This window comes from Nocardia arseniciresistens, from assembly GCF_046764875.1.
GTDB classification, from domain to species: Bacteria; Actinomycetota; Actinomycetes; order Mycobacteriales; family Mycobacteriaceae; genus Nocardia; species Nocardia arseniciresistens.
The window spans coordinates 46,809-58,675 of the sequence record NZ_JBKORD010000023.1 but is presented as its reverse complement, the minus strand read 5'-3'; the positions used below and the strand labels follow the sequence as shown (position 1 = coordinate 58,675).

General features: G+C 64.8%; 12 protein-coding genes and 1 tRNA gene. 5 read left to right on the top strand and 8 right to left on the bottom strand.

The window, feature by feature from the left end; genetic code table 11:
* Positions 1-3: 3 nt before the first annotated feature.
* Together ACLMAJ_RS33530 and ACLMAJ_RS33525 are read right to left on the bottom strand one after the other, a co-directional pair.
* Positions 4-987, bottom strand: a complete 984-nt coding sequence (locus tag ACLMAJ_RS33530; RefSeq protein ID WP_412017909.1) for a DNA-binding response regulator — start codon at positions 985-987, stop codon at positions 4-6.
* Between the two features lie 75 nt (positions 988-1,062).
* Positions 1,063-1,878: a M23 family metallopeptidase gene (locus tag ACLMAJ_RS33525; protein WP_412017908.1), complete on the bottom strand. Its 816-nt coding sequence runs from the start codon at positions 1,876-1,878 to the stop codon at positions 1,063-1,065.
* A gap of 247 nt (positions 1,879-2,125) precedes the next feature.
* Between ACLMAJ_RS33525 and ACLMAJ_RS33520 the strand changes: the two genes are divergently transcribed.
* Positions 2,126-3,172 carry a nitronate monooxygenase gene (locus tag ACLMAJ_RS33520; RefSeq protein WP_412017907.1) on the top strand — a complete coding sequence of 349 codons (1,047 nt, stop codon included), beginning with the start codon at positions 2,126-2,128 and terminating at the stop codon, positions 3,170-3,172.
* A gap of 67 nt (positions 3,173-3,239) precedes the next feature.
* The gene (locus tag ACLMAJ_RS33515; RefSeq protein ID WP_412017906.1) at positions 3,240-3,632 is read left to right on the top strand and encodes an SCO5389 family protein; all 393 of its coding nucleotides are present in this window, start codon (positions 3,240-3,242) and stop codon (positions 3,630-3,632) included.
* Positions 3,633-3,834: 202 nt separating this feature from the next.
* On the opposite strand, the gene ACLMAJ_RS33510 is transcribed toward ACLMAJ_RS33515, so the two are convergent.
* From ACLMAJ_RS33510 to ACLMAJ_RS33500, 3 genes are all read right to left on the bottom strand, one after another.
* The gene (locus tag ACLMAJ_RS33510) at positions 3,835-5,472 is read right to left on the bottom strand and encodes a long-chain fatty acid--CoA ligase (protein WP_412017905.1); all 1,638 of its coding nucleotides are present in this window, start codon (positions 5,470-5,472) and stop codon (positions 3,835-3,837) included.
* Positions 5,473-5,627: 155 nt separating this feature from the next.
* Complete coding sequence (locus ACLMAJ_RS33505; RefSeq protein WP_412017903.1) at positions 5,628-6,623, bottom strand: cation diffusion facilitator family transporter; 996 nt, start codon at positions 6,621-6,623, stop codon at positions 5,628-5,630.
* Entirely contained in the window at positions 6,620-7,015 is a 396-nt protein-coding gene (locus ACLMAJ_RS33500) for an ArsR/SmtB family transcription factor (protein WP_412017902.1), read from the bottom strand. Before ACLMAJ_RS33500 ends, ACLMAJ_RS33505 begins: the two co-directional genes overlap by 4 nt.
* A gap of 248 nt (positions 7,016-7,263) precedes the next feature.
* Here ACLMAJ_RS33500 and ACLMAJ_RS33495 point away from each other — a divergent pair, with 248 nt between their 5' ends.
* Complete coding sequence (locus ACLMAJ_RS33495; RefSeq protein WP_412017901.1) at positions 7,264-8,745, top strand: flavin-containing monooxygenase; 1,482 nt, start codon at positions 7,264-7,266, stop codon at positions 8,743-8,745.
* 163 nt (positions 8,746-8,908) lie between these two features.
* Here the strand turns inward: ACLMAJ_RS33495 and ACLMAJ_RS33490 are convergent, their stop codons facing one another.
* Positions 8,909-9,331, bottom strand: a complete 423-nt coding sequence (locus ACLMAJ_RS33490; RefSeq protein ID WP_412017900.1) for a hypothetical protein — start codon at positions 9,329-9,331, stop codon at positions 8,909-8,911.
* A gap of 56 nt (positions 9,332-9,387) precedes the next feature.
* Positions 9,388-10,092, bottom strand: a complete 705-nt coding sequence (locus ACLMAJ_RS33485; protein ID WP_412017899.1) for a DUF2637 domain-containing protein — start codon at positions 10,090-10,092, stop codon at positions 9,388-9,390.
* 742 nt (positions 10,093-10,834) lie between these two features.
* Between ACLMAJ_RS33485 and ACLMAJ_RS33480 the strand changes: the two genes are divergently transcribed.
* Positions 10,835-10,907 (top strand) — tRNA-Arg (locus tag ACLMAJ_RS33480).
* A 483-nt stretch (positions 10,908-11,390) separates the two neighbouring features.
* Here ACLMAJ_RS33480 and ACLMAJ_RS33475 read toward each other — a convergent pair.
* The gene (locus ACLMAJ_RS33475; RefSeq protein WP_412017898.1) at positions 11,391-11,585 is read right to left on the bottom strand and encodes a hypothetical protein; all 195 of its coding nucleotides are present in this window, start codon (positions 11,583-11,585) and stop codon (positions 11,391-11,393) included.
* A 43-nt stretch (positions 11,586-11,628) separates the two neighbouring features.
* Here ACLMAJ_RS33475 and ACLMAJ_RS33470 point away from each other — a divergent pair, with 43 nt between their 5' ends.
* Positions 11,629-11,829 (top strand): hypothetical protein, encoded by a 201-nt coding sequence (locus ACLMAJ_RS33470; RefSeq protein WP_412017897.1) that lies wholly within the window; start codon positions 11,629-11,631, stop codon positions 11,827-11,829.
* Positions 11,830-11,867 lie beyond the last annotated feature (38 nt).

Sequence of the window (11,867 nt, the reverse complement as noted above, 5' to 3'; positions counted from 1 at the left end):
ACTTCACAGCCAGCCGCGACGGGTCGCCTGAACACCGGCCTGAAAACGCGTGCTCGCACCGAGCCGCTCCAGCAATCGGGCGGTGCGGCGCACCACGGTACGCCGCGACATTCCGAGCCTGCGCGCGATGGTGTCGTCGGTCGCGCCGAGGCCCATCAGGGTCAGGATCGCCTTGTCCTTTTCGTCGAGTTCATCGGCGGCCGGGTTCACCGAGATCGGCGCGGCCAGTGACCACAGCACATCGAATGTCTTGATCGCCATCCGCAATGCCGCGGAGCCGGTGATGCGCAAACCCATCGGGTCCGGTCGCCGCTCGTCGGCGTGCAGCACCAGGCTGGCGCGTTCGTCATCGCTGATGATCAGTTTGAACGGCGGCTCGGGCAGCGTCCGCGCCTGCGCCCCACTGGCATTGGTTGTCAGCGCGTGCCGCAGCCGCTCCGAATCCTGATAGATGGTGTCCTGGTACAGGGTTTGGTAGCGGATGCCCTCGCCCATCCTGGCCCGCTTGAGCTGGAACAGCTGCTGCTCGCGTTCCATGTCACTGAGATAGGGGCCGCGCTCGATCACCTTCACGCTACTGCGCGCCGCGCTCTGCATCTCCTCGAAGTCGGCAAGCATCTCCAGCCGCTCGAATACCGGCACAACCGAACCGTTGGCGCGGGGCGAGCGCCGCACCGACCGGAAGGTTTCGCTCAGGCGCGATGCGGCAGCGTGCATGTGGTTGATGTCCTGCTGCCTGCGTCGAGCCTCGGCCTCCGACAACGACTCCGGGGCGTGCGCATCCCACAGTGGTTCCCCGTCGGAGCCGATGAGGTATTCGGCGGCGTCGAGGTCGGCGAGCACCTTCAGCGAGGCTTCGGCCACATCGGCGGGCACACCCAGATAGCTCGCGATATCGGACAGGCTCGATCGCGGATGATGCACCAGCACGGCATAGGTTCGGCCGTCCGGCGATCCAGGCTCGAAGATGTCGCCAAGCGCGGTCACCGCAAGATCCTAACGACCGATTGGTTCTCGCGTGAGCCTCGCGAGCCACCGAATATCAAGCCGGGCAAGGAAAAATCAGTGCGCCGAGGGACCCCACTGCAGGGGCACACCCTTGGCAGCCAGGTAGGGCATCGGGTCGATCTTGTTGCCTGCCTGGTCCCAGATCTCCAGGTGCAGGTGCGGACCGGTCGAGTTACCCCGGTTGCCGACGGTAGCGATGAGGTCGCCCGCGTTGACCCGCTGGCCCTCGTGCACGAGCATCTCGTTCACGTGGCCGTAGACCGCGACGGTGCCGTCGTCCTGCAGCACGCGGACCCACAGGCCGAAGCCCGATGCCGGGCCCGCCTCGATGACGGTGCCGTTGCTGACAGAGTGAATAGGAGCGCCGATCTGATCGGCGAAGTCGAGGCCGTAATGGAACACACCCCAGCGGCTGCCGAATCCGGAGCTGATCTCGCCGGCGACCGGGCGCACCGCGGGGGCGGGAGCGATCTGCTGCTGCGCGCCCTTCAGGATCTGCTCGACCTGGGCAAGCGGGCCCGCGATCTCGGGCGGCAGGTTGCCGATGCCGAACGGTGCGGCGATCGGAGCAGCCACCTGCGCGGCAACCTGCGGCGCGGGGAGGGTCTCGGCGACCGGAGTCGCCGCGGCCTTCGCCTGCGAGACCGGCTGCGCGCCTGCACCCTTGAAGCTGACGGGGGCGGCATCATCGGCGTCGTGTGAGCCGGGCAGCAGTGGGGCCGCGAGGGCGGGGGCAACCTGGGTCGCGGTGCCGAGCAGTGCGCTCGCGGCGACCGCGACGCCTGCGGCGACCTTCACCCGATCGGTTGCGGTCGACTCGGCGCGATGCCGCGTGGGCCGACCCGAATCACCGTCGCCGATAAGGCTCATGACAGTTATAGAACTGGGGCGTACACGATGGTGCGACAATGTTGCGTCCTAGCTTCCGACCTACACTGGTGGTCAACGAGCACCGCGCCGAAGCCACCGTTTATAACGATTTGGCGGCTCCGAGCTAGATAACGTTTCGGTATCCGTTGTGACGGGAACTCTACCCCGTCGTGACCATTCCGCAACCTTCTGTGTCGAAATCGCAGGTGGGGCCGGGGCATATTTCCAGATGGACGACACTGGGACCGTGATCATCGACGAACTGAGCGTCCCGATCGTGCTGGCCCCGATGGCGGGCGGACCCTCCACTCCAGAGCTGACCGCGGCCGTGAGCGCGGCGGGCGGACTCGGACTACTGGCAGCCGGATATCTGAGCGCCGCCGATACCGCCGCGCGTCTCGCCGCGACCCGCGAGCTGACCACCGCGCCGTTCGGCATAAACCTGTTCACTCCCGGACCGCCGACACCGCCCGACGCCTTCGCCGACTATCTGGCCGAGCTCGGCGCGACGCACGAGCTCGGCACACCGAAGTACGACGCCGACGATTGGGACGCGAAGCTGGATCTACTCGTCGCGGCACCCGTCGCGGTGGTCACCTGCACCTTCGGTTGTCCGACCGCCGAGGAGGTCGCCCGCCTGCGAGCCGCGGGATCGGAGGTATGGGTGACGGTCACCTCCGCCGCCGAGGCGCGCATCGCGGCCGAAGCAGGGGCCGACGTGCTCATAGCCCAGGGCGCGGAGGCGGGCGGACATCGCGCCACCTTCGTCGACAAGGTCGCCGATGACAGCACCGATCCGCTGGGTCTGCTTTCGCTGTTGCAGGTCGTCTCCGCGACCGTCGGCCTACCGATCGTCGCCGCGGGTGGCATCAGCACCGGCGCGGGCATCGCGGCGACACTTGCCGCGGGCGCCGCGGCTGCCCAACTGGGCACCGCGTTTCTGCGCTGTCCAGAGGCGGGCACGAACCCGGTACATCGCGCCGCGCTCGGTGCCGCAACCCCGACCATGCTCACCCGCGCGTTCACCGGACGCCGTGCGCGCGGCCTGCGCAACCGGTTCATGGACGAACACAGCGCGACCGCGCCTGTCGCCTATCCGGAAATCCACTTCGCCACAGCACCATTGCGCGCCGCTGCCAGAGCGGCGGGCAATCCGGAGGAAGTGAATCTGTGGGCCGGTCAGACGCACACTCTCACCTCGGAGCTACCTGCCGGCGAACTGGTCCACGCGCTGGCCTCCGATACGAAAACCGCTCTGAAAAGGGCACTTTCACGTCGAATCCAGGATTGTTGACAACCACTTTCGATTAGACTTCAGGGGCATCGCATCCGCCATCCACCCAACCCCGGAGGAGAGCGCTATGTCCCTCGATGTTCCCACCGCACTACTCGAACGCGCCGAACGCGGCGAGATCGACGACGCGGATTTCGTCGAATGTGTTCGCAATTCATTGCCCTACGCCTGGGAGGTAGTCAGCCGGGTGGCCGGTGATCTGCACTCCGGCACCGAGGAATACGCCGATAACGTGGTCCCCCCGCCGGATGAGGTGGCTCGTGGTCAACTGCTGCGCGCCATGGCTTCCGACGCGATCCGCGGCGGTTTGGAACGGCACTTCGGCGTGAAACTCGCCTTCCAGAACTGCCACCGCGTCGCGGCCTTCCCGCTCTCGGCGGTAGGCGGCGACACCTACAGCACGTTCGTCGGTACCCGCGCTCAGCTGTTGAACCAGAGCCCGGAACTGCGTAACTGCTGATCCGCCACATCGCATAAGCCCGGCGCAGCACCATATTTCGGCTGCGTCGGGTGCACTGCGGAACCCGCCGATCGGGGTGGCAGCGAAGCGCTATGCCGACAACGGCTTTTCATCGGCGGCTGGGTCCAATCGGCCGCGAATCTGTTGTGCAACACCCCCCGTCACCACTGATGATGCTGAAGTGGTGACGGGGGGCAGCAGTTCAGGACAGGGTGGTGACGGTCAGGTCGCCGTCGGCGTACTGCGCGCGCAGCCGCTTCTTGTCGAACTTGCCGACGCTGGTCTTGGGAACCTCCGCGATGAAAGTCCAGCGTTCCGGCAGTTGCCATTTGGCGAACTTGTCGGCGAGGAAGTCACGGAGTTCTTCCGGCTTGGCCTCGCCGCCATCAGCGAGCACGATTGCGACCAGCGGACGCTCGTCCCACCTCTCATCAGGAACACCGATAACCGCCGCCTCGGCGACGGCGGGATGCCCCATGACCGCGTTCTCCAGGTCGACCGAGGAGATCCACTCGCCGCCGGACTTGATGACGTCCTTGGACCGGTCGACCAAGGTCAGGTAGCCGTTCGGGCTGATCTTGCCGACATCGCCGGTGCGCAGCCAGCCATCGTCGAACTTGTCCGGATCGACCGCGGACCCATCCGGCGAATAGTAGGCGCCGGTGATCCACGGTCCGCGAACTTCCAGCTCGCCCAACGCTGCTCCATCATTGGGCAGCACGCTGCCGTCGTCGGCGACCAGCCGTGCCTGCACACTCGCGGGGAATCGGCCCTGGGTGAAGCGATAGGCCCACTCGTCCTCACCGGTCGCACTCGCCGGCGCGTGCGCCACGCTGCCGAGCGGCGAGGTTTCGGTCATGCCCCATGCGTGCAGGATCTTCACGCCGTGCTTCTCCTGGAACGCACGCATCATCGTCGGTGGCACCGCGGCGCCACCGACAACGACCGACCGCAGATGCGTGATGTCCTGCGGTTTCGCGCTCAGCCCCGCAAGCACGCCGCCCCAGATGGTCGGCACGGCGGCGGCGAAGGTGGGCTTCTCCGACCCCATCAACTCCAGCAGCGGCCCCGGTTGCAGGAACCGGTCGGGCATCAGCAGATTCGCACCCGACATCAAGGTCGCGTACGGCAGGCCCCAGGCGTTGGCGTGGAACAGCGGGACGATGGCGAGTACATTATCGGCCTCGGTGAAGCCCATACTGTTGGGCGAGCAGACCTGCATGGCGTGCAGCCAGTTGGAACGGTGCGAATACACGACACCCTTCGGGTCACCGGTGGTGCCGGAGGTGTAGCACATTGCCGCGGCTGATTTTTCATCGATCACCGGAAAGTCGTAGGAGTCCGATTGCGCGGCGAGCAGCTCGGTGTACGAGTGCACCTGCACACCCGCGGGCGCTTGCAGCGCGGACGCGTCGCCGTTGGCGACGATGACGTGCCGGACCGTCTTCAGGTTCGGCAGGTATTGGGCGAACATCGGCAGCAGTGTGCCGTCGACGATGACCACCTGATCCTCGGCGTGGTTGGCCACGTAGACCAACTGCTCGGGGAACAGCCGGATATTGAGCGCGTGCAGCACCGCACCCATCGCCGGCACCGCGATATAGGCGACCATGTGCTCGTTGTTGTTCCACATGAAGGTGCCGACGCGATCACCGATACCGATCCCGAACCCGCGCAGCGCATTCGCCAGCCGGGCCGAATCGGCGCCAAGCTCGCGATAGGTCATGGTGCGCACGTCGGTACCCGTCCAGGTGGACACGCTGGAATCACCCACGAACGTCGATGCGTAGCGCAGCAACGTCGCCAGCGACAACGGCTCGTCCTGCATGGTGCTCAACATCGGAACTCCTTTTTCTTCGGTGGCTGGTCTACCGGCACTTCGACCATGAGCCACATCACAGTGGCGATGCTACCGAACGGTAGGCCGCACGCGAGGTGTCCGCTGGACAACTTTGTGCCGAGCACCTAAAGGCGTGCGCCCTCAGTTTCCAAGGGTCAGCCCGAATGCGCCGGGTAGGCATGAACAAGGGCGGTATCCAGCTTGGGGACCGCGTGGGTGAGTGCGTGCTCTGCGCCGTGCGCCACCCGGTGCGCATCGGCGAGCGAGACGGTCGATGCGATGTCCAGCTCGACGTCGGCATGCAACCGATGACCGACCCAGCGCATCCGTAGGCTGCGCACACCGAGCACACCCGGTTCGGCGACCAGCGCCTGCTCCGCGGTGGCCACCAAAACCGGATCCACGCCGTCCATCAAGCGGCGGAACACATCTCGGGCCGCCGTGCGCAGTACCGCCAGGATGGCGAAAGTGATCAGCAGGCCGACTATCGGATCGGCCCACGGAAAACCGAGAGCCACTCCCGCGACGCCGAAAAGCACTGCCAACGAGGTAAATCCGTCGGTTCGCGCATGCAGGCCATCGGCGACGAGTGCGGCCGAACCGATCTGCCGCCCGACCCTGATCCGATACAGCGCCACCGTCTCGTTCCCGAGGAACCCGATCACGCCCGCCGCGGCGACCCAGCCGAGATGCCCGATCGGCACGGGATCGAGCAGCCGCCGAACCGCCTCGTACCCGGCGACCATGGCCGACAACGCGATCATCGCGACCACGAACAGCCCCGCGAGATCCTCCGCGCGCCCGAAGCCGTAGGTATAGCGGCGAGTGGCCGCCCGCCGACCGAGCGCGAACGCGATCCACAGCGGCACCGCGGTCAACGCGTCCGAAAAGTTGTGAATGGTGTCCGCCGCCAACGCAACCGAGCCGGAGGCCGCCACGATCAGCACCTGCACCACCGCGGTGAGCCCGAGCACGCCGAGGCTGATCTTCACCGCGCGAATGCCCACCGCACTGGCCTCCAGCGCATCGTCGACGCTGTCGGCGACGTCGTGGCTGTGCGGCGCGAAGATCTCCCGCAGAATCCCCCGCAGTCCGCCGGGGTGATCGTGTCCCGGCCGGTGGTTGTGGTTGTGGCTGTGGCTGTGGCTCATTCCGACACAGCCCGATCCCGGGTGGGCAACTCGCGCACCACAGTTTCGCCGCGATGGTGCGGCGGCACGCCGGGCCCCGCGTGTTCGGCGTTGTGGACCGCGTCGACAACCAACTGCTGGACGTGTTCGTTCTCCAGGCTGTAGAAGATCGTCGTCCCGGCCCGTCGAGTTCGGACCAGCCGCGCCATTCGCAGCTTGGACAGGTGCTGGGAGACCGATGGCGCGGGTTTCGCGATGTGACCGGCCAGGTCGTTCACCGACAGCTCACGGTCGACCAGCGCCCACAGCACCTGCACCCGGGTCGGGTCGGCCAACATCCGAAACACTTCGACAACCAGCCCCACCTGGTCCTCCGCCAGCGGAGGGACCAATGGCTCGCTATCTGCATTCATACGCAGATAATAGAACATGGCGGTGAGCTCCAACAACACTCGCCCAGCAGCCCAGCAGAAAGTAGCGTCGCCGGGCAGCCGACCCGGCCACCATGATCGGACAGAACCAACGAGCACCCGACGACGCGCAACTTCCCCTTATCGTCCGCCGATCAGCCAACAGGTGACATCCCGCGCATGGCCGAAAATGTTGATTCGGCGACCCGGATTGTCTTCGTGCTCGCCGACAGCCCGCTTAAGCTCGCAGCATGACGACGCCGTCCATCATCATTATCGGAGCCGGGTTCGCCGGGCTCGGCATGGCGCTCGAGCTGCGCCGAGCCGGAGTGGATGACTTCACCGTGCTGGAGCGCGCCGAGGATCTCGGCGGCGTATGGCGGGAGAACACCTATCCCGGGGCCGCGTGCGACGTGCCGTCGCCGCTGTACTCCTGGTCGTTCGAACCCAAATCCGATTGGCCTCGACGGTTTTCGGAGCAGCGCGACATCCACGACTACATGCGCGGCGTCGCCGAGAAGCACGACCTACAGCGGTACATCCGCTTCGGCACCGAGGTGACCGACGCCGAGTTCGACGAGCAGACCGGCCGCTGGACCGTCAGCACCGCGGACGGCGCGACCATGACCACGGACATCCTCATCCCCGCCGTCGGTCAGCTGTCACGCCCCGCCATGCCCGATATCCCCGGTATCGATACCTTCACCGGCGCGGCATTCCACTCCGCCGAGTGGGACCACGGCGTCGACCTCACCGGCAAACGGGTGGCCTGCATCGGCACCGGAGCCAGTGCGATCCAATACATTCCGCGCATCCAGCCGCAGGTCGCGCACCTCACGCTGTTCCAGCGGTCGGCGGCGTGGGTGCTGCCGAAGTTCGACGTCGAATACAGCACTGCCCACAAGGCCCTGTTCAAATACCTGCCGCCGACGCGGATGGCCGAACGGTTCGCGATCTGGTCGACCTTCGAGGTGCTGGCGCTCGCGCTGACCGACATCCCGGCCATGAAGGCCCCCGTGGTCGCGCTCGCCGACCGGCATCGCGCCAAGCACGTCCCCGATGCCGAACTGCGCGCGAAGTTGACCCCCGACTACGCCGCGGGCTGCAAGCGTGGCCTGTTCTCCAACGAGTACTTTCCCGCGCTGGCACAGCCGAACGTCGCGGTGGAGACGACCGCGATCGAGGCGATCACACCGACGGGGATCCGCACCTCCGATGGCGTCGAGCATCCGGTCGACGTCATCATCTACGGCACCGGCTTCAAGGGCACCGAATTTCTCGCACCGATGAGTATCTACGGCACCGGCGGCCGCAAGCTCGCCGACGTCTGGGGTGACGAGGGCGCCCGCGCCTATCTCGGCGTTTCCGTTCCGCATTTCCCGAACCTGTTCATGATGTACGGCCCGAACACCAACGTCGGGGCCGGTTCCATCATCTACATGCTCGAATCCCAGGCCCGCTACATTCGTCAGGTTGTCGAGTACCTCACCGACCGGCCCGGCCGCTACCTCGCGGCCAGGGCGACCGCGGAGCAAAACTGGGATCGATGGTTGCAGCGGCGGCTGAAGGACACACCGTGGAACTTCTGCTCGAGCTGGTACCGCAATGCCGCGGGCCGCATCACCAATAACTGGCCGGGCGCGACTGTGCTCTATCGCTGGAAGACAAAGAGTTTCGACCTCGAGGACTATGACGAGGCACAGGCCGCGAGTCTGCGAACCTCGGTGAACTGACCGGATCTACGCACAGTAACCACCCCGAGCCACAGAGCGCGGCGCGGCGGCAGGGTGTGGGGCGGAATGGGTGACCGGCGGCCTGACCCATCCACCCCAGACCTGCGGCTACCAGACGTCCCATGATCGACTGGTCCGCTCACGAATGCGGCTCGCGGACGGATTAACCTATTCCGTTCGTCATCGAATGTTCCGCTACCCCCTCGGGCAACCATTGACTTTGGGCGAGTGCCTCAAAAACACAGATCAAGAGCAATTTTCGGCCTCGGTGCCCAGCACTGGTTTCAGAATCGGCCAGTGATTCCTGGCCGCGCAGTCCGGACTGGGTACCCCGACGCGGACTGGGCTCGGACAACATCCAAAACAGCTCGGGGCCCATCAGGGTCGAGCGGCCACCGGTCTCAGCGAACCAGCGCCCCGAGTATTCGATCATCAGGTCGGTGAATGCTTCGGCACTGCCGAGCGCGTCGGTGAATTGTGTCATCGCGCCCGATCGATCCAAACTGCTTTGAATGATCGAGGCCAATCGGCCCGCGATGTCCCGAAACTGGTCTACGCCTTGGTCTTGCCACACAGACATGGCCATTATGTGCTCCATCCAGAAATCTGAGGGACTGAGGTTTGGTCAAGCAGCATGCGTCGTTAGTTCTGCACTGCGGTGGCGACCACTTTTGGTCGCTCGATAGCTTCCAGCGAAGTGGACCGGTGGCGTGATCCGACTACGATCGTCGGCCGTCCGGCGAGCCCGGATGCAACGGCCTCGAGCGGCTGGACCTCGAGCTTTCCGACGGTAATCGGTTCGGTGGTCCGCTCCGACTTACCGGCTTCGTCGGCGGCGGAGGCAATTTCAGCCGCCTTCTCCCCCGCGATCTGTCTGCCGCGCTCCGACAGCATCAACGTGAGATGGACGGCGAAAAGCATCGTCACCGGCATACCGGCGTAGATCACCATCGATACGATGCCGCCGCCGATCTCATGGGCGTACTGGATATTTCCGGAAACCGAGACCAGCGTCGAGAGGGCGAACAATGCGGTGGCATACCACCAGCCCATGCTTTGTTTCCGGAACGAGGCGGTGGCGATGATGGAGCCGACCACCAAGCCGTCGATGGCGATCGGGACATTCGAGGCCAGTTCGGGCGCAACCAGATTGCGTATCGAAAGATCGTGCAAAGCATCGAAAGACATTTCAAAAGACTTGAGGGCCACCACTCCCGAAACAATTAGCGACGCATGTGCTGGGCGCGGTCTGAACGAGCTCAACCGGCTCACAATACGCCGGCCCTGCGTCGGAGTCGGCCGTACATCATCTTCAGTAGACATCCCAGGTGTGGTCGTCGTCGTCATGGCGAGGAGCCTAACGTGCGTCTACCGCGATCCTATTCAGGACACCAGCAACACCTTCGAGCTGTTCAATATTTGACTGGTCCCTGCTCCGATGAGCAGCGGTACGCAATCTGAACGACGTATAAGTCTGAGCCAGAACCGTTTTCATTCGGTTCGGCAGCGCGGGACCATCAGACGCGTTCCTGCCGAGCGTCGGCGCGTCGGCCCAGCCCATTCAAGCGTCCAGCAACAGATTTCGCAGATGCGCTGCTGTGCGTGGACGAATCATGCACCAAGGTCACCGCATTGGAATCAGCCGTTCATTTCCCCTTGTACACAAAGGTTTTTCGCTGAGCCCTACACCGCGCCATCATCCGAGAACTATCGGGCATATTGCACAATCGGAACATTTCGATATCCGCAGGTACCGTCGAGCGCCGACCGAGGCCGGTTTCAGCGACGTCGTCGCGAAGCGACGCCTATCCACCGCTGGCCAACCACCTCAGCAAGCGACTAAGCGACCGGGACATGCGCAGAGTCGACCCGGTGCTGCGATCAACCTTCAGCCGTCCCGGGTTGTGGACGCGAGGGTCGTGAGCGGACTACATCGTGGCAGTCGGCACCGAAGAGCCGTAAAACCAGAACAGGCGTCGCCGAAACCGAGCCTCCGACAGTTCGCCGCGACAGGCCATCCCACCCCCGACGCGCCAGCGATTCTGATCCCCGCCTCCAACCCGGTAGACTCCCCGACGTCCACTAGCAAGCCCTCGTAGCTCAGGGGATAGAGCACCGCTCTCCTAAAGCGGGTGTCGCAGGTTCGAATCCTGCCGAGGGCACAAAGCCGCGACAGCATTTCCGCAGGTCAGCGGGATTTTCGGATAATCCCGAAATGACCATATCGAGAAAACCCAGGTCAGACTCGGTCCTCCAGTGTGCCTGTAGGGCACATCAAACATGGGAACGCACACACCCAGCAATACGACCGCCCGGCGCCGAACAATCCGGCCGCCCGAGACACGAGCCGTCACATCACACCCGCCTCCTTTCGACCAATGACGCTTCGCTTCATCGAAGTTGTTGCAAACCAACAATATTCAGCCGGTCCCAGTTCTAATGCCCCGGGCACTCTCGACCGTCCACCGATCGCGCGCGTCGACACTGCGCGAAGTTCTGGACTAGCTGCACAGCACCGCCGACCTGTCACCTCAGGTCGGCGGGATCAGCAGGCAGTCCGCCCACGTTCGCTGCCGCCGACTCGACGCCGCCCGACCGATGACTTCCGCGCCAGTGTTGTTGGCGGACAATCAGCACTGTATGGCCTACGGCCGCAACACGACACCCACGGCCAGGGCGAGCTTGTCGACGAACTCCGGACGATCGGCCACGCGGTGCTTCCACCCCTCGCCGGCTGCGGCCAGGACCTCGGCGATCTGGCCCGAGGCGACATTGCCAGCGGGTCGGCCCGAGGCGGCGATGGCCTCGGCGAGCGCGTCATGGAAGGCATCCCGCGGCACCGACTAAAACTCTGTGACACCATGCTCGTGCTCTCCCTGAGCAATGAAAGTCATCATCTTCGGCGCACTGTTCAATTTTGTGCACGATCCGGCGATGCTGATCGTGGCTTTCGACCGGGCCCTGATCCATCGGCTGTCGCAACAGAGTCTGGACTACGTGATCATGCGGCTCAACCAGATTCTGCGGCTGGTCCAATCTCATGGTTACAAAGTCGACCTCCGACGACATCGCGGCGGCAAGTAAGTTGTTGGCGGGCGTTCCGAGTGCACCCGGTGCGATCG